The organism is Neorhizobium sp. T7_12, assembly GCF_002968535.1.
Taxonomy (GTDB): domain Bacteria; phylum Pseudomonadota; class Alphaproteobacteria; order Rhizobiales; family Rhizobiaceae; genus Neorhizobium; species Neorhizobium tomejilense.
Genome location: NZ_PVBK01000016.1, coordinates 49,865 through 69,079, shown reverse-complemented (window position 1 = coordinate 69,079; position 19,215 = coordinate 49,865). Strand labels below are relative to the sequence as shown.

Genomic DNA, 19,215 nt, shown 5'->3' with positions numbered 1-19,215 from the left:
GGATTACCCGTGGATGAACGTCCAGGGGCTGACTTCGCTTTCGAGCGACAGCGGCACTTCGATCAGCCACGGGCCGCCGCGGGTGATGGCGGTCTCGATTGCGGAGCGGAGATCCTCCGGCGCACTCACCCGGGCGAAATCCACATGGAAGGCGGCGGCGAGCTTGCCGAAATCCGGATTCTTGAGCTCCGAACCGATCAGCCGTCCGCCGAAAGCTTCGCTCTGGTCGCGCTTCACGTTGCCGAAGGCGGAATTGTTGAAGACGACGGTGATGACGTCGATGCCGTACTGGGCGGCGGTCGCCAGTTCCTGGGCTGCGAACATGAAGCCGCCATCGCCGGCGATCGACACCACCGGCACGTCCGGCCGGGCAACCTTGACGCCAAGCGCGGTCGGAAAGCCGAAGCCGAGCGTGCCCTGGAAGCCGGTCGAGATGAAGGTGCGTGGTTCGTAGACCGGATAGCAGTACCAGGAGGCGAAACCGGACTGGCAGACCTCCTCGATGAGGATGCCGTCATCCGGAAGGGCAGCGCGGATCGCCTGCAGATAATCGTAATGCGGCGAGATTTCCTGGATGGCTTGCGCCGTTTGCGCGCGCGCCTTTCGGATCGCTTCCCGCCAGTCGTCGGAAGGCGTCCGCGGCTTGAGTTCGGCAAGCAGCGCCGTGAGGGAGGTCTTCGCGCGGCCGAGCACGCCGAGGGCCTCCGGTGTACGGATCAGTTCCTCCGCGTCGATTTCCAGCCGCACCACCGGCACTTCGGCTCTCGGCTTCCAACGCCAGCTCGGCACCTCGAGCCGGGTGCCGATGCCGATGACGCAATCGACCACCGGCCACAGCTTTCGCGCCTCGGCGATGGTGAGGCCGAGTTCGTGGCGGTTGGAGACCACGCCGCGCCCGGAACGAAAGCCGACCACCGGCGCATGCAGCATTTCCGCAAGCCGCAGCACCTCGTCACGGGCCTCGAAGGCGCCGGGCCCGACGAAGATCATCGGCCGTTCCGCCCGGCCGATCGCCGCCGCCGCCTCGCCGACCGCTACATCGGCTATCGGATCCGGATGATTTTCGAGCGGCCGGGCAATCTCGAATTCGCCCTCCGCCACGAACTGTTCCCAGGGCATTTCAACCGTTGCCGGGCCGGGCTTCAGGGAGCGCATCTCGCGAAACGCATGGGCGATTGCGACGGAAACGTCCGCTGCCTTGTCGGCGCGTTCGGCAGACTTGGCGATGCCGGCGAGAACGGCGCGCTGGTCGCGCATCTCGTGCAGGTGGCCGCGGCCCTTGCCGAGAAACGCGGTCGGTACCTGCCCGGTCAGGCACAGAACCGGCTCGTTGCAGCCCCACGCGGTCAGCAGCGCAGCGCCCGTGTTGAGCACGCCCGGGCCGGGCACGACGGAATAGACACCGGGATTGCCCGAGGCTCGGGCGTAACCGAAGGCCATATAGGCGCATGTCTGCTCGTGCCGCGGCGTGATCACCCGCATGCCGTCGCGCTGGAAGGCGTCGAACAGGCCGTAGAGCTGGGCGCCTGGTATGCCGAAGACGGTATCCACATCGTGGGCGCGCAGTGAAGCGACGATGGAATCGCCTCCGGTGATGGTCATGTTGGAATGTCCTTGTTAGACGAAGTGGAAGACCATGAAAAACTGCCGCGGTGCTGAGGGGCTCCACACACCCTCCCCGCCTACAAAGTCTTACGCGGCGTCGGGTCCAGATTGAACAACTTCGCCGCGTTCAGCCCGAGAATATTCCGCTTCGCCTGTTCGCTCAGGAACGGCAGGTCGTAGATCTCCTGCGGCAGGTCGAAATCGAAATGCGGCCAGTCGGATGCAAACAGGAGCTGGCTCTCGGCGTTGATCATCTCCAGCGTCAGCTGCAGCGCCTTCATGTTCACCGTTTCCATCGGCTGGGTCGTGTACCAGCAGTTTTCCCGCATGTAATCGCTCGGCAGCTTTTTCAGCTGCGGCGCTTCCGACGGCCGCATCAGATACTGGTCGTCGAGCCGCTGCATCAGGAAGGGGATCCAGGCGAGCCCGCTTTCCACCCAGATGCTTTTCAGTTTGGGAAAACGCTCCGGAATGCCGTTCAGGATCCAGTTGGTCATGTGCACCATATTGCACCAGACGAAGCCAAGCGCATGCATGCCGAGGAACCGGTTGATGGTCGACAGCGACTGGTCCTGCCAGTGATAGGCGGCATGGAAGGCGATCGGCAGGTTGCGCTCCTCGAGCATCGCATAGACGCGCATATAGTCGTTGTGGTGCACCGGCTTATGGCGGGTGGACGGCACGCAGAAGCCGATGACACCCGGCTGGCCGGCGAATTCCTCGATGGTGCGTTCCGCTTCCTTGGGCACGTTGAACGGCAGGTAGGCAAGCGTCTTCAGCCGGTCGTCCTTGGAGAGCACCTTGTCGATCAGCCAGCGGTTATAGGCGCGGCCGAGATAGACTTCCATTTCCGGCTGCGGATGCAGCCCGAGCGTCAGCATCGGCGTCGGGAACAGCACCATATAGTCGACGCCGAGCGCGCTCATCGCCCGGCGCGAGAGGGTGACATCGCGATGCACCCCGTCATCGACCTTTTCGCGGATGCCCGCCTGGTGCGGAATGCGGCCGCCGACATCCTGGTATTTGAGGCCCATGTCGCCGTTCAAACCGTAGGAGGCGGTGCCCATCTTCTCGTCGTGGAAGAGCATCGCCTGGTGGCGGATGACCGGGTCCTCGATATATTGCACCAGTTCGTGCCAGGAAATCGTCTCGGTGTGGTGGGCGTCCACGTCGCAGATCAGCCAGTCCTCGAAACCGCGCTTCCTGGCCGCCTTGTTGGCATGCGCGAGGATGTCGCGCGTATCGGTGAAGACATCGATCTGCTGCACCGGCAATTCGCGGGCGCGATCCTTGTTGGAAATATCCATGTTCGCTCTCCTCAGGCGAAAGAGTGGATTTATGCCTCAGAGTTCGTCCGGCCGGCGCCGGTACCAGAGCGCCAGTTCCATCGGCCCGAGATGCAGGGCGCGCAGGATTTCGGAAACGGCGGAGAGCGCCTCGGTGGCGGTCACCGTTTCGTCGCGGGTGCCGGTCAGCGGCCGGAAGGTACGTTCCTCGCCGTCGCTCTTGGCGACGTAAAGCCGGATCGCCGCCGTCATCATCCGGGCGACTGCTTCATCCGAGACGCGCGATGCCTCGCCGTTTTCCAGCAGTTCGGCGGTCGCCTTCTCGATCTCGGCGGTGGCGTCCTCGATCCAGCCATAGGGGTCGTTGCGTAATGTGGGCTCAGAGGACGACATAGACCTGCCCCTCCCGGATCGCCAGTTCGGCTCGGTGAAGGCGGTATTTGGCCGGCCCGGCGTTGCGACCGGTCTCCAGGTTGAATTCCCAGCCATGCCACGGACAGGCGACGTGCATGTTCTCTTCATTGTATTGAAGCGTCCGCACCTCCTGTCTTTCATCGACGGGCTCGATGACTTGAGGATAGATGCGTCCCTGACAGATCGGGCCCTGACGATGCGGGCACATGTTGTGCCAGGCATGTAGCGCACCTTTTACCCGAAAAATGCCGATTTCCCGCTCCCCGCAGGCGACGACCTTGCGGCCGCCATCGGTGATCTCATCCTCCGAACAAACCAGATATTCCGCCAAGGTCTCCTCCTTATCCTTCGCGTCGATTTCAATATTCTTGAAATAATTCAGTTATATTGTATAAAGATGAATGAGGACGTCAAGCGGAGAGGTCATGGACGCGGCGGTAATACAGAAGGCGGCAGGCAAGGGGCCGGAAACAAAGGGCGCCGGTATCCAGTCGCTTGAAAAGGGCCTGAAGGTGCTGACCGCGATCCAGCATGCCGGCCGCGCGCTGCGGCTGAACGAAATCGCAGCGGCTGCCGGGATGACGCCCAGCATGGCGCATGGTTATCTTGTCAGCCTGGTGCGCACCGGTTTTGCCGCTCAGGACCGGCTGTCCGGCCTTTACGATCTCGGCGATTCGGCGCTGCAGCTCGGGCTTGCCTCGCTTTCGCGCACCGACTTCCTCAGCCTTGCGCGTGCGTCAATCTCGCAGCTTGCCGCCGAACTCGGCGAGACGGTGACCCTGGCGGTGTGGAACGGCGATGCGCCTGTCGTGGTCGACAAGATCGAGGGCCGCTCCGACAGCGTCTACGAGATCAAGGTCGGATCGCTTGTACGCCTCTGGCCGACGGCGACCGGCCGGGTCTTCATGGCAAACCTGCCGAACGCCGAGTGGGAACACCACCTGCGCGCCATGATGCAACAGGATGGCGAAGCGGAGGCCTCGGCCGCGCGTTTCATAACCGAACTCACGGATGTCCGCCGTCAAGGTTATGCCGCAACGCTGCCGTCCACCGTTCCGGATTTCTCAGCCGTTGCCGCTCCCGTCTTCGATCACCGCGCACACCTGAAGGCGGTCATCACCGTGCTCGGCCGCCAGGATGGTTTCGATATCGCGCCTTCCGGCCCGCCGCTGACCGCCACGTTGCGTGCCGCAAGGTCGCTGTCGCTCCGGCTCGGCGCCTCAGTAAGTTGAGGGGTTTCGTCCAACCCGGCTTGTGCGGCTGCATTTTCTCCGCTACCCCGCTCATATAACCGTTTTGAAGAAGGTCGCCGCATCGTGATGGCTGAAGACATGAAGCCCGAAGAAGCAAGCACCAGCGACTGGGTGATGCAGCAGCCCCGGGCAATCTACTTCCTGAACCAGGCAAATCATGCCGTGCGCAGCCGGCTCGAGGCGGCGCTGTCGGCGCTGCAGATGACCGGCATCCAATATACGGTGCTGAGCGTGATCGGCAGCCGCGACGGCCTTTCCTCGGCCGAACTGTCGCGTCGCTTCTTCGTGACGCCGCAGACGATGAACGAGCTGATCGGCGGGCTGCAGCGCCGCAATCTCATCACCCGCAAGGAAGATCCGGCCAACCGCCGCATCCTGCGCATGAGCCTGACGACCGAAGGCAAGCGGATGATCAAGGCCTGCGATGCAGCCGCCGACGCCGTCGAGCGCGAAGTGTTTTCGTTCCTGCCGCAAGAGAGCTACCAGCAACTCCGCGACCTCTGTCGCCTCGTCGCCCGCAATCTTCGCGAACGCGACGAACCCTCCAAGGGTGAGTGACAAAACCTCGCCTCCGGCGAAACTTCTTCGTCACCACCGCGCCAGCCTTTGGCGTCGATGGTTTACAAAACGTTGATTTGACGGCGCCATAGGGGTCGGTTCTTAGGTTCCCACAGCCGCCATGATGACGGTTAGAGGCTCGCACCCAGCTCGAACTCGGGCCGCGAGCCTCGTCCGGAAAATCGTCGCAACCCGAAATCACGGCGGGACCTACAGCGGTGCATCGATAAGCACGACGCCCACTGTAGATTGCTCACGCCGCCTTGCCTTGAAATCAGAGCGCCCGGCCGACGGCCCGGTCGTTTTCGAGGCGGGCGATGCAGCCGGCGAGCTTTGCCAGCAGAAGATCGAAATCGATCGGTTTGGTCAGATAGTCCGCCGCCCCTGCCCGCAGGCCCGTCAACACATTGTCCTTGTCGGTCAAGGCCGACAGAAGGATGAAGGGGATGTTGAAAAGCTCGGCATGGTTCATCTGGATTTCTGCCAGGAGCTGATGACCGTCCATGACGGGCATCGAAATGTCGCAGATGACGATGTCCGGCCAATACGCCAGGATGGCTTCGAGACCCTCCTGCCCGTTGGCCGCCTCCAGAGTTGCAAATCCGGCGTCCGCCAGTTCCTCGACGATGAGCTGGCGGATATCCGCTTCGTCGTCGATGCATAGTACGGTAATCATCCTGCTATTCCCTAAGCTGCACGTTTGATGAGATTTGCGAGCGGTCCCTTGTTCGGGAGCGCCACCGTGAATGTTGTGCCCCGGCCGAGTACGCTCTCGACGGAGATCGAACCGCCATGCAGATCGACGATCTGCTTGACGAGATTGAGGCCGATGCCCGTGCCGGCGATGCCGGTCGCGCTGCGGGCCCGGTAATAGGGCTCGAACAGCTTCGGCAGGTCCTCGGCATCCATGCCGATGCCGGCATCCTGGATCGACACATAGGACATGCCGTTCTTGGTCGAGGTCCGGATATGAATGTCCGGCGCGTGGGGGGCATATTTGACGGCATTCGAAAGCAGGTTGGTGAAGACCTGTTCGATCGTGGTGCGGTCGGCAAGGATCGCCTGCGGCAGATGCGAAAGGTCCCGGTGAATCGTGTGGGATTTGCGAACATCCATCTGTCGGGCACAGCAGGCTTCGATGATTTCCGCCAGCGAGAGGCGCTCCGGCTTCAGCGTCGTCTTGCCGGTCTCCAGCCGGCCCGCCGACAGGATGCTCTCCATCAGGTCCACCATACGCAGCACGGCGGAGCGGATCTGGGCCGACTTTTCTTCCACATATTCGGGCTTCTGATTGGTTTTGGTGCGCGACAGGCGCTGTGCCGCGGCATCGATAATGGCAAGCGGCGTGCGGAACTCATGGGACGCCATGGTGACGAACTGACGCTGCAGGGCATTCACATGCCGCTCCTGCGCCAGGAGCCTGTCGAGTTCCTCCCGCTGGCGCTCGATCTCCGCCGTCCGGAGCCTGACGCTCTCTTCGAGCTGGTCGCGGTGGCGCATCAATGCCAGACGGCTCTCGGACAGGTCGAGGGTTGTCTTGCGCAGGCCGAGGCCTAAAAAGATCACCACCCCCATCGCCACGATGATGCCGGCAATGCCGACCGGAGCGATCTGCTCGATGAGCATCAGGCCCGGCCGGATCGGCTGCCATGCCATATATCCAAGCGTCGGTCCGGAAGTGGCCATGACCGGGATGGCGGCAGTCGTTTCGGCCGCGTCGGTGGTAAAATGCAGTGTTTCAAGGCGCGCGTAACGAGCGATTTTTTCGACCGCGCTGGCATCCAGGAATCTGACTGCAACCGCGATGAACTCCTTGCCGGCCTCGAGCAAGACCTCGTCGCTGCTCGGGACGATCGGTCTCGCGCTGACGACGGCCGGGCGGCCGGCAATCGAGAGGATCTTCTCCGCGAAAATCTCGGCAAGCACCGGGGGATTGGAATCGCCCGGTGTGATCCGTTTGTGGAGCACCGCACGGACACTTTCCCGCACGGCAGCCGCAGCCTTTTCATCGTCGAGGAAGGTCAGGGCCGCAATATCCTCGCCGTCCCGCATGGCGAAGACCAGCTCGTCCCGCTCGTTGAACACATAGGTGCGGTCATGGCTGAAATATTTGTGCATCCATGCGCCGATATTCTCGGCAATCCATGGGTGATCGTCCTTGGCAACAAGCAGGACCGCGTCGTTCCACACCGTGACGCTTTCCAGTTCATGCTGTACGGCTTTCACCTGCTCGTCGAGGCCCTGCTCGACGTAACCCTTCTGGCGGATCAAGGCGAGGTCATCCACCTTGGCCGAGGCAAGCCACATGAAGCCGGCGAGAAGCAGCGCTGTCAGGGCTGTCAGCAATGTCAGCACGATTGTGACGTGCGATGTGATACGGATGTTCTGCTGCATGGGCACCGCTTTCTCTCGGCCCATCATGCATCCAAAACATTACATTCCGCTAAATTTTAAATGCCAAGGTTGAACGGAGCATTTTCCATACAGCTGTGGGTGTGACATTGAGCGGTTGTGGTTTTGCTACTGCGTCGGATCGATTCCATTCGTGGAGGGAAACGACGCCGCGTTCCCGGCTATAACCAGGAAGCCGGACTTTTCGGCAGCCGACCGTCGGGGTCCGTGATCGTGAGCTTCGGCTGTTCCTTGCCGTTCCAGTGCCAGAGGGCGACACAGGTTCCGCCCGGCGACATGAAGGATGGATAGACGACGCCGTCGTGGCCCTCCTGCAGCAGCCTCTCTCTGAGGAGATGCGTTGGCGGCAACCGCCCGGCGTCGAGATCATCGCGCCATTCGCAGCGGTGGATTGCCTCGCCGATGCCAAGACCCGTCAGAACCTCTAGGCTGGTCAGATCCGCGAGCCGCGCGCCGTCCAGTCGAAGCTGGGCGATCAGGGCCGGATGCTGGACGAAACCCTGGTTGTACTCCGCCCAGGCGGTGGAAAGTTCGCGTGCGGCATAGATGGTCGCTGCGCCGACCGGGTTCCAGCGACCGCCGAAACGGGCAGCGCCGTCACCGGAAAGCGGCGCATGCGCCCAGCGCGGCACATAGGCACGCCAGAGGATTGTCGGTTCAGGCATAGACGCCGGAGCGCACCGCCTCCAGATAGGCGAGCACCTTGTCGGCCTTGCCCTCGCCGACGAGGTCGTAAGCCGTCTTGCCGGCCCAACCGGGGATCGGCTGGTGCTTGAACCAGATCGCGGCGCGGTTCTCGTCGCCGGCCATCTCGCTCGCCATCGCCAGAATGCGCACGACCGGGGAGAGCGCCATGTCGACCTTGCGGGCGCCGCTTTTGGCCGTCAGCGTGTTGCGGGCGACGCCGATCAGTTTCGCCAATTCCGCATGCGTCAGGCCGAGAAGATCCGACACCCGCCGCGCCGACAGAAGCGCGGACTGAGGTTCACGGAAAGCGGCGGCGCCGATTTCAAAAGCATGAGCCATGAGAAAGTCCTGATCCGGTTTTGATCATCTTCTGCTCAATATGAGCTCAATTTCCGCGCATTTCAAGCACTGCTGCTAGTCGTCGTCGTCTTCCAGTTCCGGCTCGACGAAATCGTTGACCGGCAGCGTGCGGCTCAGCAGCCCGGCGTCCTCCAGCATTTCCGTATCCGGCAGGTCGCGCAGCGTGTCGAAACCGAAGGCGGTGAGGAAGGCCGGCGTGGTGATATAGGTATAGGGCGCACCGGGCGTCGGACTGCGCGGGCCGGAGGCGAGGAAGCCGAGCTGCCGCAGCGTTGCGATCGTATCGCGGCTTACCTCGCGCCCGAAAATCTTCGAGATTTCGGCGCGCGTCACCGGTTGGAAATAACCGACCGTCATCAGCACCAAGGCCTGATGATCGGTCAGATCTGCCGGAGGGGCATTGGCGGCTCCGGAGGCGTGGATGACATCGGCAAATTCCGGCCGGGTGCGATGCTGCCAGCCGCCGGCGACCGCGACGAGTTCATAAGGCCGGCCGCTGAGTGACTCGCGGATCTCCTCGATGATCGCTTCGATATCGCATTCCTCGCCGACGACGCGCTCCAGCGCTTTCCGTGTGACGGGCTCGGAAGAGGCAAAGATCACCGCCTCCACCCGCGCCGCCCATTGGCGATGCCGCTCCTTCTGCGTCAGGTGGAGAAGCTCCTTGTCGATGACGATTTGCCGCGCCCGCTTCGCCATGCTCAAAGCCCGTAGATGCGGAAGGTGGGGCGACCGGAAAGCTCGCGCACCGCTTCCAGCTGCTGCAGCCGCTCGAACAGCCGGCGCGACGCGAAACGGGAAAGGTTCGGTGTCTGCAGGGAGCCGGAAACGGCGTCATCGCAGAGCAACAGGCGCAGCCCGTCCTCCGCCCCTTTTGCACGCAGCTTTGGCGTGACGAGGGCAAGCCGCTCGGCGCGCCGGGCAATCTCTGCCGCCAGCCGGCCGGCTTCGGTCGCGGCATGCACCAGGGCCAGGCAGATCGCCCGGTCGAACCCTTCTTCGCCGGGCCGGATGCGGCCGCGCCCGCCCTCGGCGCGGAACACCGAAGAAACGCGCTGGCTCATCAACAGCGGCACGGGCACGGGCCAGCGCAGCTTCTGCGCCAGAAGGAGATCGGCCAGCCACCAGCCGAGCGCTTCGGCGTCGGGACGGATGGCGTGCGTCTCGCGGATGATCGCCGCAGCCGCGAACGGCGCAGCTGATCCGGTGAGGCCGAGGTCGTCAAAAACCTGCGCGAGCGTTGCCAGCGGCTCGTCCCATTTGATGCCAAGCATGCCGGCTGTCGCCTGCAGCACCTCTGCATCGAGCGCGGCCGAACGCGAGCCAAGCCGCTTCCAGGCCGAAAGGATCTGCCCGGCCGGACCGGGATCGTCTCCCGGCTTGCGCAACAGCCAGGCATCGCGCAGCCCCGCCTCGTCTTCCGAACGCCCTGCAAGCCGAACGGCCGCTGCCGCGCATTTCAGCGCCAGCCGCTGCCGCCAGGCGCCGGCCCAGTCCGGTTCGGCCCGGACGATCTGGTCGAGCGGATAAAGTGCCCCACCCGCCATGAATGCCGCATCCGCGGTGTCTGCGGCAAAGGTCTGGGGACTTGCCCAGCGAGCTGCCGGCATGGGCTGAAACGACGTCTTCGGTGATACGGCCTTGGGAATCATGGGCGCGAGCGTAAATTTTATGTGCGCTTGTGACCACCGTTCGCGTGGAAATCCGCACCGCCGGCCGCGGATTTGCACCGTTATCTGCAGGGCGCCGCTAAGAAAAATTGAAAATTGGCGAGCCGAAGGCCCCTGCCCCGTCGATCAATAGGAGTTGAGTTTTGCGGATCGGCGCGCCGCCCTACATAGGGTGCGGCTGGCCAAGGAGGATTTCAGTTTTGACGTTTCATCGGTTGATTGCATCTCTCGCCATAGTCCTCGCCCTTTCAGCGCCGGTGCTTTCGGGACCGGCCTGGGCGCAACAGCCGCGCGGCGGTGACGAGAACCGCGAGCGCGGTCGCCAGGCGGAGCAAGGTGCCGGTGGCGGCATATTCAGCCTGATCCCGGCCGATTCCACCACCGAACATATCTTCAAGGCGCCTTCCGGCGATCTCCCCTATACCGCGACGGCCGGCACGCTCGATCTCTTCGGGCAGGACGGCAACCGCTCGGCGAAGATCTTCTACACCGCCTATGTCGCCAAAAACCGGGAACCCGGCCGGCCGCTCACCTTCGCCTTCAACGGCGGACCGGGCGCTGCCTCCGCCTATCTGCATCTCGGCCTGGTCGGCCCGAAGATCCTGGAATTCGGCACGACCGGCGACAACGGCACGACGCCCCGGCTGAAGGACAATCCCGAAAGCTGGCTCGCTTTCACCGATCTCGTGCTGATCGATCCGATCGGTACCGGCTGGAGCCGCGCCGCCAGCAATGATGCGGCCGGCGGTTATTACGGCGTGCGGCAGGATGCCGACAGCCTGTCCAAGGCGATCGCGCTCTATGTCCAGAAGAACAACCGGCTCGATGCGCCGAAATACCTGCTCGGCGAGAGTTATGGCGGTTTTCGCGCCGCCAAGGTCGCCGCGTCTTTGAAGAACAGTCAGGGGATGCTGGCTTCGGGCATCATCATGCTGTCGCCACTGGTCGAAGGCCGGTTCCTCGCCAATTCCGACGATCCCTTGAGTGCCGCGCTGCAGCTTCCTTCGCTCGCCGCAGCCGAGCTGGAGCGCCGCAACCAGTTCACGCCGGAAAAGCTTGCCGATGCCGAGCGTTTCGCGAGCGGCGACTATCTCGTCGGACTGGCCGGCCCCTCCCCCACCGGCCAGGCAGCCGAAGCGTTCTACGGTCGGGTGTCCGAACTCACCGGCATTCCAAGGGACGTCGTCGCCCGAACTCGCGGTTTCGTCGGCGATGTCTATGCCAAGCAGATGGGAGGACCGGGAAAGATCGTCAGCCCCTACGACGCCTCCTATGGGGTGCCGGATGCCTATCCGGAAGAATCCTCGACCCGCAACGACGATCCGATCCTCGAAGGTTACACGCGCGCCTATGGCGCCACCTTTGCCGCCTATGCCCGCAACGAACTCGGCTTTGCGACCGAAATGACCTATTCGCTGTTGAACGAGGAGGTGAACCGCCGCTGGGAGTGGAACGGCAGCCATGGCGCAGATTCGCGCTCGCTCGCCAGCGCCAGCACCGATATCCGCGACCTGCTTTCGGTCATCCCGTCCTTCAAGCTGATGATCGCCCATGGCTACAGCGACGCGCTGACACCTTACGGCGCCAGCCGCTACGTCATCGACCACCTGCCGCCCGAACTTGCTGCCGGCCGCGCCGAACTCAAGGTCTATCGCGGCGGGCACATGTTCTACACCAAGTCGGATTCGCGCAGGAGTTTTGCAGGCGACGTCAGGGCGTTTTACGAGGCCAGGGCAACGGATTGAGGATTGCCCGATCCATCATTTCAGCTTCACGATCATGGTGATCTGAGCCGTCACCGTGATCTGCGCATTGTCGCGCTGAAGGCGCTGCGAATTGAGGTTGTTGCTGAGATTGCTCATCTTGCAGTCGCTGGCGATCGTCGAGAGCACGAGTTCGCATTGTTTCGCGGCGAGGCTATAGATCATCCGTTGCGCCGTTTCGATCTGGGATTCAACCGGCGCGCCGTCGTTATAGGGCAGACCGACGCTGATACTCGATTGCAGGTTGATGTAACCTTCAGGTCGCTGCGGAAGGTTTGGGGGCATATGAGTCGACTGAGACCAGGCAGGGAGCGCCGATGCGAACAGCAGGGCGGCGAGGGTGATCGACTTGAGCGATTTGCGCATGAAATAACCTCCGGTTGCGGCTTATTGGCATGCAGGCGATGAAGGTGACGTTCCCGAAACAGCTCGAATTTTAGCTGACCCGCCGTTCTCGGCCGATGACGGAAAGGTCACCGTGATGTGAATGCGTCGCGCCTTGCTGGTCTGGGCTGGAAACCGCTACTAGCTCACATACGTTGATTTTCAGAAAGATCTTTCGGTCCATGACCAGCGAATACCAGATGTCGCGGCGCGCCTTCGTGATAGGCTCCGTCTCGATGACCGCGACGCTTGCCGGCTGCGCCACCACCGCTGAACGGGCTCCGGTCCCGGAAATGGCCCGCCGTCCGATCGAGCCCCCGAGCGAAGCGGAGCTGCAGGCCCGATACGCCGCCGTCGAGGACAGCGGCCACTTGTTGCCGGCAATCCCCTACAAGCAGATCGACCCGAAATATTATCGCCAGCGCGTGGTCGATCCGACCGGCGAACTGCCGGGCACGGTGGTCGTCGATACGCCCGGCCGTTTCCTCTACGTAGTCGAACCCGGCGGCACCGCGATGCGCTACGGCGTCGGCATTGGCAAGGACGGTTTCGCCTGGCAGGGCGAAGGTGTCATCCACTGGCGCCAGCCCTGGCCGCGCTGGAAACCGCCGAACGAGATGGTCGCGCGCCAGCCGAGCCTCAAGAAGTTCTCCATCGAGAACGGCGGCATGGATCCGGGTATCAAGAACCCGCTTGGTGCACGGGCGCTTTACATCTTCCAGAACGGCCAGGATACGCTCTACCGCCTGCATGGTTCGCCGGAATGGGCTTCCATCGGCAAGGCGACGTCGTCGGGCTGCGTGCGCCTGGTCAACCAGGACGTCATGGACCTCTATACGCGCGTCCCCTATCACGCCCGCATCGTCGTGCATCAGGATGTGCTGAAGGCCGTTCCCACCGTCTGACGCGGCTGCCGCGATGATGTTGTTTCGCCACGGCGGCATGATGTAAGAAGTCCGGCGCCGCCTTGCAGGAAGCGGCGGTAAAAGCGGTCGGAGGCTTAAACTGAATCTGGACGACGAGACGCGGCAATCCGATGCGCCGACGCCGCGCATGCTCTCCTGGGCGCGCAATTCGACGATCTATCGCATAAACCGGCGCATGCACACGGAAAAGCAGCTCTTCGACGCCATAGCGCGCAAGGCACGTGAGAAATTCGAGGATATCGGTGAGACCCAGGTCAGGGCGCTTGCCGAATTCGCCGTTAAATTCGCCTATGACAACAAGGCGCTGGATGATGCCGCCTTTGCCGAAATGAGCACCCGCTCGGGCATGCGCGGCGGCAGGTCCAGACGGGCCATTGCCCAGAAACTGTCGCAGAAGGGCGTGGCCAGCAGCACCGTCGCGGCCGCCATTGCCGAGGCGGATGATTTCCACGCGGCCCTCATCCTGGCCCGCAAACGGGCCTTCGGGCCGTTCCGCAAGAGCGAGCTCGACGAAAAACGCAAGGCTAAGGAGTTTTCCGCCTTCGCCAGGGCAGGTTTCAGCTTCGATATCGGCAAGAGGATCTTCGAGATGTCGATCGATGAGGCCGAGGAAGCACTGGATGCGGGCCGCGACCTCTAGGTTGGATCGACCTGCAGCTTGTCAGGCCTGTTTGAGCGCCGGGTCGTCAAGCGCCGGATTGTAGAAGAGAGACAGCGTCAGGCTTCGCGCGATCCGGTCCGCCGTTGTCATGAACCACGCTTTCGCCTCCGGGCTCGGAGCGATGTCGTCCAGGGTCGCGGCAAACAGCTCCAGCCATTTCGGGAAAAGCTCAGGGCTCATGTTGGCGACGCCTGCATGCGCCTGGACCGGCTTTCCGCCATAGGCACCGTTGCGGAAGGCGACGGAGGACCAGAAGCTTTTCATTTTCGCCATATGCTCCGGCCAGCGTCCGGAAAGCCGTGCGTCGAACACAGGCCCCAGTTCCGGATGCTCCAGTATGCGGCCGTAAAACGTATCGACCAACGTGCCGATGAAGGCGTCGTCGATGCCGATCGCCTTCATTTCCGCTTCCGCGCGTTCCCGGATCGCCGCGATATGTGCCGCGCGTCCCTGCAATTCGTCGCTCATCTCAAAACCTTGGGTTCCGCCGCATTTGCGGCCCGCTTTATATAGGCTCAGCGGATGCGGGACCCAAGGCCTGATGCCCGGTTGCGACGATGTGTCAGGCGAAGATGGGTGGCAATGTCGAATTTGCGCGAGCGGTGCCACTACGACCGTGCTGCGGTCGCGATTGTCTCGGCAAGCCATTCGTTGAGGCTTTGATCGTTGGCGGCAGCGGCGATGACGGCCGCTTCATGGGTGCGCGGATCGAGCCGGACGTTGAATCGCCCCGAAAACGAGCGAAAAGGCTCAATCCTCTTTTCCTTGCAGATTTCAAGGAAGGTCCGGAGCGACTTTTGACCCTCCGCCATCAGGCCATCGAGACTATCAGAATAGAAGTCGGCGCCGCCATTCAGGCCGAGGAACTCCCCGCGAAACATGCCGATCTCCGGATCAAGTGAGACAACCGCTTTGTGGCCTTCGATTTCGATGACATTTCTCATGGTTTCACTCCATGGCTTTCAAGCCATTTTCGAATGCTGGCGACCGCGCCCTTGTCCGCATCGGGGGATGGATGTGGGCGATGGAACACCCTGACCTCGCCGAACAGCACGACACCGACCCGGGATCCCTCCCGCTCGGTCACGTCCGCTCCAAGCGCTTCGAACAGGGCTCGATATCCACCCAACGGATCGAACCGCTCACGGGCCTTGTATAGATCAGCTCAAGCGTGGCGCGATGGCGTTTCTTCATGCTATTTGGTACCACTATATAGTACCAAAATAAAGAGGCCGGCATCAATGCCGGCCTCGATTCATGACAGAGGGTGAGAAACGGGTGCTAAACGCGCTCCAACGCCACCGCAATTCCCTGCCCGACACCGATGCACATCGTGGCGAGTGCATATCTGCCCTTGCGGAGCGACAGCTCCAGCGCTGCCGTGCCGGAAATGCGGGCGCCGGACATGCCGAGCGGATGGCCGAGCGCGATCGCGCCGCCATTCGGATTGATATGTTCGGCATCTTCCTGGAGGCCGAGTTCGCGCAGGACGGCGATGCCCTGGCTTGCAAAGGCTTCGTTGAGCTCGATGACGTCGAAATCCTTCGGCGAGAGCCCCAGGCGGGCGCAAAGCTTCTGCGTGGCAGGGGCCGGGCCGATGCCCATGATGCGTGGCGGAACGCCGGCGGTAGCGCCGCCCATGATACGGGCGATCGGCGTCAATCCGTACTTCGTCGCCGCCGCTTCCGAAGCGATGATCAGGGCAGCAGCGCCGTCGTTAACGCCCGACGCGTTGCCGGCAGTCACCGTCGCGCCCTCGATCTTGTTCAGTACCCTGAGCTTGGCGAGTGCTTCCATGTTGGTCGCGCGGGGATGTTCGTCCTTAGAAACGACCACCGGATCGCCCTTCCGCTGCGGGATGGTCACCGAGGTGATTTCCTTGGCAAGACGGCCATTCTCCTGTGCCGCCGAGGCTTTCGCCTGGCTGCGGACGGCAAACGCATCCTGGTCCTCGCGGGAAACCTTGTAGTCGATCGCCACGTTGTCGCCGGTTTCCGGCATGGAATCGACGCCATACTGCTTTGTCATCAGCGGGTTGACGAAACGCCAGCCGATCGTGGTGTCGTAGATCTCGGCATTGCGCGAAAAAGCGGTGTCGGCCTTCGGCATCACGAAGGGCGCCCTGGACATGCTTTCGACCCCGCCGGCGATCATCAGTTCGGCCTCGCCCGCCTTGATGGCGCGGGCAGCGGTGATGACCGCATCCATGCCCGAACCGCACAGCCGGTTCATGGTCGTGCCGCCGAGCGAAACCGGCAGGCCTGCAAGCAGCGCCGACATGCGGGCAACATTGCGGTTGTCTTCGCCGGCCTGGTTGGCGCAGCCGTAGATGACATCGGCAACCGCTTCCCAGTCGACGGAAGCGTTACGTTCCATCAACGCTTTCAGGGGGATCGCCCCAAGGTCGTCGGCGCGGACGGCAGAGAGCGAGCCGCCGAAGCGGCCGATCGGAGTGCGGATATAATCGCAGATATAGGCTTCGGTCATGATCTTCTCTCTCACAGTTTCGGCACGACGAGATCGGCAACCGGTCCATCGATATGGAGGCGGGCGCCAGTCATGGCCTGCAGTTCCTCGACGGTCATACCGGCGAGCTTTTCGCGCAGGACGAAATGCTTCTCGACGATGTCGATCACGGCGTGGCTCGTATAGACCCGAGTGATACAGGCAACGCCGGTCAGCGGAAAGGTACAAGCTTCAACTAATTTCGGCTCGCCGTTCTTGGTGACGTGCTCGGTGATGACGCAGACCTGCTTGGCGCCGTGCACGAGGTCCATGGCGCCGCCGACGGCCGGCACGCCCTTGGAGCCGACACGCCAGTTGGCGAGGTCGCCGTTCTGGGCCACCTGGAGCGCGCCCAATATGGCAACGTCGAGATGGCCACCGCGCACCATGGCAAAGCTGTCGGCATGGTGGAAGAAGGCAGCGCCCGGCTTCAGCGTCACGGCCTTCTTGCCGGCGTTGATCAGGTCCCAGTCCTCTTCGCCTTCGGCGGGCGCTTCGCCGAAGTTGAGAATGCCGTTTTCGGTGTGGAAGATCGCCTCGCGGCCGGGCGGCTGGTAGCGGGCGACCATTTCCGGAAAACCGATGCCGAGGTTCACATAGGCGCCGTCCTTTATGTGCTGGGCGGCGCGCCAGGCGATCTGGGCGTTGGAAAGCTTGATGTCTTCGCGCGTATCGATGGTCATGCCTGGGCTCCTGGGGCGTAGGCCACTCCGGCTCGGATGAGGACTTCTTCCTGCTGCGGGTTGGCGACCTCGACAACGCGATCGATGAAGATGCCGGGCGTCACGACGTGCTCGGGATCGATGCCGCCGGGCGGCACGATCTTCGACACCTGCACGATCGTCTTGGCGGCAGCCATGCACATCAGCGGGTTGAAGTTGCGACCGGCCTTGTTGTAGGTGAGGTTGCCCAATGGATCGCCGAGCTGCGCCTTGACGATGGCGAAATCCGCCTTCAGCCAGCGTTCCTGGACATAATGGCGGCCGTCGAACTCGGCGATCACCTTGCCGTTGGCAAGCTCGGTGCCGTAGGCCGTCGGCGTGTAGAAGGCCGGGATGCCGGCGCCGCCGGCGCGAATGCGCTCGGCAAGCGTGCCTTGTGGCACGAGTTCGAGCTCGATTTGGCCTGCCAGATAGCGGTCGGTAAAGGCGCGCGGATCTGAGGATTTCGGAAATGAGCAGATCATCTTCCTGACCATGCCGGCGTCGATCATCGCGGCAATGCCGATGCGGCCGTTTCCGGCATTGTTATTGATGACGGTCAAGTCCTTGATACCTTTGTCGATCAGGGCATGGATCAGCTCGATCGGCGCGCCCGATCCGCCAAAACCGCCGATCATGATGGCCGCGCCATCACCGATCTCGGAGACGGCTTCCGCCGTGCTCCCGATTGTCTTGTCCATACGGGATATCTCCTTCGCTATACCCGGCGAACGTGCCCGCCGTGCCTCCGGGAAAACAGATAGATCAGCACGGCAGGGACAGCAAGAAATATGTGCGGTAATTGACCTTTGTTCATATACCGCACATATTGTGCGAACTGGCGATGCGGAGCGTGCACATCCTCATGGCCTCACATTGCATCGACACCGGGCACAGGGAAAACCATGCAGGAAACGGATTTCGTCAGCGGCTTCGCGCGAGGCCTGAAGGTGATAGAGGCTTTTGGCGAAACCACGCCGCGGCTGGCGATCGCGGACGTGGCAAAGGCGACCGGGCTCGACCGGGCAACGGCCCGCCGCTGCCTGCTGACCTTGGCCGAACTCGGTTATGCCGATTATGATGGAAAATTCTTCGTGCTGACGCCGAAGATTCTGCGGCTTGGCCATGCCTATCTCTCCGCCACCCCCCTGCCCCACATCGTCCAGCCTTTTCTCGACAAGCTCGCCGAGGAGGTTCACCAGAGCGCATCCGCAAGCGTGCTCGACGGTACCGAGGTCGTTTATATCGCCCGCGCTTCGCAAAAGCGGGTGATGTCGATCAACCTGATGCCCGGCAGCCGCCTCCCCGCCTATTGCGCCTCGATGGGCCGCGTCCTGCTGGCGGCCATGCCCGATAGCGAGAGCCTGGCGCTCCTGAAACAGAGCAACCTGAGACCCTTCACCCCTCGCACCCTTACCGATCCTGTCCGCCTGATGGAGGAGCTCGCCCGCGTTCGCGAACAGGGTTTCGCGGTCATCGACCAGGAACTGGAGCTCGGCCTCTGCTCGATCGCGGTGCCGCTGGAAAACGACCGCGGCCGGGTGGTCGCCGCGATCAATATCGGCGCACCGGCGGCAAGCGTCCCTGCGGTTGAAATGGCCGAGCGTTATCTGGAACCGCTGAAGGGCATCGCAAGGCTGTTGAAATCCCTGCTGCGCTGAACCCATCAGCGCCGTGAATCGATGAGGCGGGATCGATTCAATCATGTCGTTGGACGGCAGAATCCGGACTTGCGATTCTGCGGGCATGACTAGCGAACCGCTTCTCCTCACCCGCCGCGACCCCGCCCGAAACATGGCTCGCTTCTATGTGCTCACCGTTGAGCCCGATCTTTTAGATGGCGCGGCGCTCACCCGCAACTGGGGCCGCATCGGCACCAAGGGGCGTTTCCGCATCGATCTGTTCGGCTCTTGGCAGGAAGCGGAGCGCCGGTGTTTGGCACTTGTCCGCAGCAAGGTGAAGCGGGGTTATCAGCAGAAAGCGGAGACCGGCTGACAGCTCTCCATTTCGGGCAGCCTCGGTTATGGCAT

Annotated in this window: 25 protein-coding genes; 8 read left to right on the top strand and 17 right to left on the bottom strand. The window is 62.7% G+C overall.

The window, feature by feature from the left end; all coding sequences use genetic code 11:
- Window positions 1–3: 3 nt before the first annotated feature.
- The 4 genes from C5J26_RS25385 to C5J26_RS25370 form a co-directional block, all read right to left on the bottom strand.
- Window positions 4–1,602 carry a thiamine pyrophosphate-dependent enzyme gene (locus C5J26_RS25385; RefSeq protein ID WP_105404301.1) on the bottom strand — a complete coding sequence of 533 codons (1,599 nt, stop codon included), beginning with the start codon at window positions 1,600–1,602 and terminating at the stop codon, window positions 4–6.
- Between the two features lie 80 nt (window positions 1,603–1,682).
- The gene (locus tag C5J26_RS25380) at window positions 1,683–2,912 is read right to left on the bottom strand and encodes an amidohydrolase family protein (protein WP_105404300.1); all 1,230 of its coding nucleotides are present in this window, start codon (window positions 2,910–2,912) and stop codon (window positions 1,683–1,685) included.
- A 36-nt stretch (window positions 2,913–2,948) separates the two neighbouring features.
- Window positions 2,949–3,284, bottom strand: coding sequence for a hypothetical protein (locus C5J26_RS25375; RefSeq protein WP_037084912.1), 336 nt, complete (start codon window positions 3,282–3,284; stop codon window positions 2,949–2,951).
- Window positions 3,271–3,636, bottom strand: a complete 366-nt coding sequence (locus C5J26_RS25370) for a Rieske 2Fe-2S domain-containing protein (RefSeq protein WP_105404299.1) — start codon at window positions 3,634–3,636, stop codon at window positions 3,271–3,273. Before C5J26_RS25370 ends, C5J26_RS25375 begins: the two co-directional genes overlap by 14 nt.
- 94 nt (window positions 3,637–3,730) lie before the next feature.
- On the opposite strand from C5J26_RS25370, the gene C5J26_RS25365 reads away from it, so the two are divergent.
- A complete protein-coding gene (locus C5J26_RS25365; RefSeq protein WP_172746062.1) occupies window positions 3,731–4,537 on the top strand; it encodes an IclR family transcriptional regulator in 807 nt (268 codons plus the stop codon).
- Window positions 4,538–4,624: 87 nt separating this feature from the next.
- Complete coding sequence (locus C5J26_RS25360) at window positions 4,625–5,116, top strand: MarR family winged helix-turn-helix transcriptional regulator (protein WP_105404297.1); 492 nt, start codon at window positions 4,625–4,627, stop codon at window positions 5,114–5,116.
- Between the two features lie 274 nt (window positions 5,117–5,390).
- Here C5J26_RS25360 and C5J26_RS25355 read toward each other — a convergent pair whose 3' ends face one another.
- The 6 genes from C5J26_RS25355 to C5J26_RS25330 form a co-directional block, all read right to left on the bottom strand.
- Window positions 5,391–5,792: a response regulator transcription factor gene (locus tag C5J26_RS25355; RefSeq protein WP_037084919.1), complete on the bottom strand. Its 402-nt coding sequence runs from the start codon at window positions 5,790–5,792 to the stop codon at window positions 5,391–5,393.
- 11 nt (window positions 5,793–5,803) lie between these two features.
- Entirely contained in the window at window positions 5,804–7,510 is a 1,707-nt protein-coding gene (locus C5J26_RS25350; RefSeq protein WP_245441269.1) for an ATP-binding protein, read from the bottom strand.
- 179 nt (window positions 7,511–7,689) lie between these two features.
- Window positions 7,690–8,193, bottom strand: coding sequence for an RES family NAD+ phosphorylase (locus tag C5J26_RS25345; protein ID WP_105404295.1), 504 nt, complete (start codon window positions 8,191–8,193; stop codon window positions 7,690–7,692).
- The gene (locus tag C5J26_RS25340) at window positions 8,186–8,554 is read right to left on the bottom strand and encodes an antitoxin Xre/MbcA/ParS toxin-binding domain-containing protein (protein ID WP_046632432.1); all 369 of its coding nucleotides are present in this window, start codon (window positions 8,552–8,554) and stop codon (window positions 8,186–8,188) included. The genes C5J26_RS25345 and C5J26_RS25340 overlap by 8 nt, the downstream gene beginning before the upstream one ends.
- A gap of 75 nt (window positions 8,555–8,629) precedes the next feature.
- Window positions 8,630–9,274 (bottom strand): SMC-Scp complex subunit ScpB, encoded by a 645-nt coding sequence (locus tag C5J26_RS25335; RefSeq protein ID WP_105404294.1) that lies wholly within the window; start codon window positions 9,272–9,274, stop codon window positions 8,630–8,632.
- Between the two features lie 2 nt (window positions 9,275–9,276).
- A complete protein-coding gene (locus tag C5J26_RS25330) occupies window positions 9,277–10,185 on the bottom strand; it encodes a DUF1403 family protein (protein WP_245441268.1) in 909 nt (302 codons plus the stop codon).
- Window positions 10,186–10,445: 260 nt separating this feature from the next.
- On the opposite strand from C5J26_RS25330, the gene C5J26_RS25325 reads away from it, so the two are divergent.
- Window positions 10,446–11,990 (top strand): S10 family peptidase, encoded by a 1,545-nt coding sequence (locus C5J26_RS25325; RefSeq protein ID WP_105404292.1) that lies wholly within the window; start codon window positions 10,446–10,448, stop codon window positions 11,988–11,990.
- Window positions 11,991–12,005: 15 nt separating this feature from the next.
- Here C5J26_RS25325 and C5J26_RS25320 read toward each other — a convergent pair whose 3' ends face one another.
- Window positions 12,006–12,374: a hypothetical protein gene (locus C5J26_RS25320; protein ID WP_105404291.1), complete on the bottom strand. Its 369-nt coding sequence runs from the start codon at window positions 12,372–12,374 to the stop codon at window positions 12,006–12,008.
- A gap of 200 nt (window positions 12,375–12,574) precedes the next feature.
- Here C5J26_RS25320 and C5J26_RS25315 point away from each other — a divergent pair, with 200 nt between their 5' ends.
- Together C5J26_RS25315 and recX are read left to right on the top strand one after the other, a co-directional pair.
- A complete protein-coding gene (locus tag C5J26_RS25315) occupies window positions 12,575–13,297 on the top strand; it encodes a L,D-transpeptidase (protein WP_105404352.1) in 723 nt (240 codons plus the stop codon).
- 106 nt (window positions 13,298–13,403) lie between these two features.
- Window positions 13,404–13,958, top strand: coding sequence for a recombination regulator RecX (gene recX, locus C5J26_RS25310; RefSeq protein WP_105404290.1), 555 nt, complete (start codon window positions 13,404–13,406; stop codon window positions 13,956–13,958).
- 21 nt (window positions 13,959–13,979) lie between these two features.
- Here recX and C5J26_RS25305 read toward each other — a convergent pair whose 3' ends face one another.
- From C5J26_RS25305 to C5J26_RS33385, 3 genes are all read right to left on the bottom strand, one after another.
- A complete protein-coding gene (locus C5J26_RS25305) occupies window positions 13,980–14,447 on the bottom strand; it encodes a group III truncated hemoglobin (RefSeq protein WP_105404289.1) in 468 nt (155 codons plus the stop codon).
- Window positions 14,448–14,587: 140 nt separating this feature from the next.
- Entirely contained in the window at window positions 14,588–14,923 is a 336-nt protein-coding gene (locus C5J26_RS33390; protein ID WP_105404288.1) for a type II toxin-antitoxin system HicB family antitoxin, read from the bottom strand.
- Window positions 14,920–15,033, bottom strand: coding sequence for a type II toxin-antitoxin system HicA family toxin (locus C5J26_RS33385; protein WP_245441271.1), 114 nt, complete (start codon window positions 15,031–15,033; stop codon window positions 14,920–14,922). Before C5J26_RS33385 ends, C5J26_RS33390 begins: the two co-directional genes overlap by 4 nt.
- Between C5J26_RS33385 and C5J26_RS33560 the strand changes: the two genes are divergently transcribed.
- A complete protein-coding gene (locus C5J26_RS33560) occupies window positions 15,004–15,138 on the top strand; it encodes a hypothetical protein (protein ID WP_256386093.1) in 135 nt (44 codons plus the stop codon). The two genes, C5J26_RS33385 and C5J26_RS33560, sit on opposite strands and share 30 nt — an antisense overlap.
- A gap of 122 nt (window positions 15,139–15,260) precedes the next feature.
- Here C5J26_RS33560 and pcaF read toward each other — a convergent pair whose 3' ends face one another.
- The 3 genes from pcaF to C5J26_RS25280 are packed head-to-tail and all read right to left on the bottom strand — an operon-like array spanning window position 15,261 to window position 17,886.
- Window positions 15,261–16,466 carry a 3-oxoadipyl-CoA thiolase gene (pcaF, locus tag C5J26_RS25290; RefSeq protein WP_105404287.1) on the bottom strand — a complete coding sequence of 402 codons (1,206 nt, stop codon included), beginning with the start codon at window positions 16,464–16,466 and terminating at the stop codon, window positions 15,261–15,263.
- 11 nt (window positions 16,467–16,477) lie between these two features.
- Window positions 16,478–17,167 carry a CoA transferase subunit B gene (locus tag C5J26_RS25285; protein ID WP_105404286.1) on the bottom strand — a complete coding sequence of 230 codons (690 nt, stop codon included), beginning with the start codon at window positions 17,165–17,167 and terminating at the stop codon, window positions 16,478–16,480.
- Complete coding sequence (locus C5J26_RS25280) at window positions 17,164–17,886, bottom strand: 3-oxoacid CoA-transferase subunit A (RefSeq protein ID WP_105404285.1); 723 nt, start codon at window positions 17,884–17,886, stop codon at window positions 17,164–17,166. The genes C5J26_RS25285 and C5J26_RS25280 overlap by 4 nt, the downstream gene beginning before the upstream one ends.
- A 204-nt stretch (window positions 17,887–18,090) precedes the next feature.
- Here C5J26_RS25280 and C5J26_RS25275 point away from each other — a divergent pair, with 204 nt between their 5' ends.
- Both C5J26_RS25275 and C5J26_RS25270 read left to right on the top strand, forming a co-directional pair.
- A complete protein-coding gene (locus tag C5J26_RS25275; protein WP_105404284.1) occupies window positions 18,091–18,846 on the top strand; it encodes an IclR family transcriptional regulator in 756 nt (251 codons plus the stop codon).
- Between the two features lie 85 nt (window positions 18,847–18,931).
- Window positions 18,932–19,180, top strand: a complete 249-nt coding sequence (locus C5J26_RS25270; protein WP_172746060.1) for a WGR domain-containing protein — start codon at window positions 18,932–18,934, stop codon at window positions 19,178–19,180.
- The last annotated feature ends 35 nt before the right edge of the window (window positions 19,181–19,215 follow it).

Bases quoted from the DNA above. Each gene is read 5' to 3' on its own strand.
- C5J26_RS25385 (WP_105404301.1), bottom strand. From the start codon at position 1,602: ATGACCATCACCGGAGGCGATTCCATCGTCGCTTCACTGCGCGCCCAC.
- C5J26_RS25380 (WP_105404300.1), bottom strand. From the start codon at position 2,912: ATGGATATTTCCAACAAGGATCGCGCCCGCGAATTGCCGGTGCAGCAG.
- C5J26_RS25375 (WP_037084912.1), bottom strand. From the start codon at position 3,284: ATGTCGTCCTCTGAGCCCACATTACGCAACGACCCCTATGGCTGGATC.
- C5J26_RS25365 (WP_172746062.1), top strand. From the start codon at position 3,731: ATGGACGCGGCGGTAATACAGAAGGCGGCAGGCAAGGGGCCGGAAACA.
- C5J26_RS25360 (WP_105404297.1), top strand. From the start codon at position 4,625: ATGGCTGAAGACATGAAGCCCGAAGAAGCAAGCACCAGCGACTGGGTG.
- C5J26_RS25355 (WP_037084919.1), bottom strand. From the start codon at position 5,792: ATGATTACCGTACTATGCATCGACGACGAAGCGGATATCCGCCAGCTC.
- C5J26_RS25350 (WP_245441269.1), bottom strand. From the start codon at position 7,510: ATGCAGCAGAACATCCGTATCACATCGCACGTCACAATCGTGCTGACA.
- C5J26_RS25345 (WP_105404295.1), bottom strand. From the start codon at position 8,193: ATGCCTGAACCGACAATCCTCTGGCGTGCCTATGTGCCGCGCTGGGCG.
- C5J26_RS25340 (WP_046632432.1), bottom strand. From the start codon at position 8,554: ATGGCTCATGCTTTTGAAATCGGCGCCGCCGCTTTCCGTGAACCTCAG.
- C5J26_RS25335 (WP_105404294.1), bottom strand. From the start codon at position 9,274: ATGGCGAAGCGGGCGCGGCAAATCGTCATCGACAAGGAGCTTCTCCAC.
- C5J26_RS25330 (WP_245441268.1), bottom strand. From the start codon at position 10,185: ATGCCGGCAGCTCGCTGGGCAAGTCCCCAGACCTTTGCCGCAGACACC.
- C5J26_RS25320 (WP_105404291.1), bottom strand. From the start codon at position 12,374: ATGCGCAAATCGCTCAAGTCGATCACCCTCGCCGCCCTGCTGTTCGCA.
- C5J26_RS25315 (WP_105404352.1), top strand. From the start codon at position 12,575: ATGACCAGCGAATACCAGATGTCGCGGCGCGCCTTCGTGATAGGCTCC.
- C5J26_RS25305 (WP_105404289.1), bottom strand. From the start codon at position 14,447: ATGAGCGACGAATTGCAGGGACGCGCGGCACATATCGCGGCGATCCGG.
- C5J26_RS33390 (WP_105404288.1), bottom strand. From the start codon at position 14,923: ATGAGAAATGTCATCGAAATCGAAGGCCACAAAGCGGTTGTCTCACTT.
- C5J26_RS33560 (WP_256386093.1), top strand. From the start codon at position 15,004: ATGGAACACCCTGACCTCGCCGAACAGCACGACACCGACCCGGGATCC.
- pcaF (WP_105404287.1), bottom strand. From the start codon at position 16,466: ATGACCGAAGCCTATATCTGCGATTATATCCGCACTCCGATCGGCCGC.
- C5J26_RS25285 (WP_105404286.1), bottom strand. From the start codon at position 17,167: ATGACCATCGATACGCGCGAAGACATCAAGCTTTCCAACGCCCAGATC.
- C5J26_RS25280 (WP_105404285.1), bottom strand. From the start codon at position 17,886: ATGGACAAGACAATCGGGAGCACGGCGGAAGCCGTCTCCGAGATCGGT.
- C5J26_RS25275 (WP_105404284.1), top strand. From the start codon at position 18,091: ATGCAGGAAACGGATTTCGTCAGCGGCTTCGCGCGAGGCCTGAAGGTG.
- C5J26_RS25270 (WP_172746060.1), top strand. From the start codon at position 18,932: ATGACTAGCGAACCGCTTCTCCTCACCCGCCGCGACCCCGCCCGAAAC.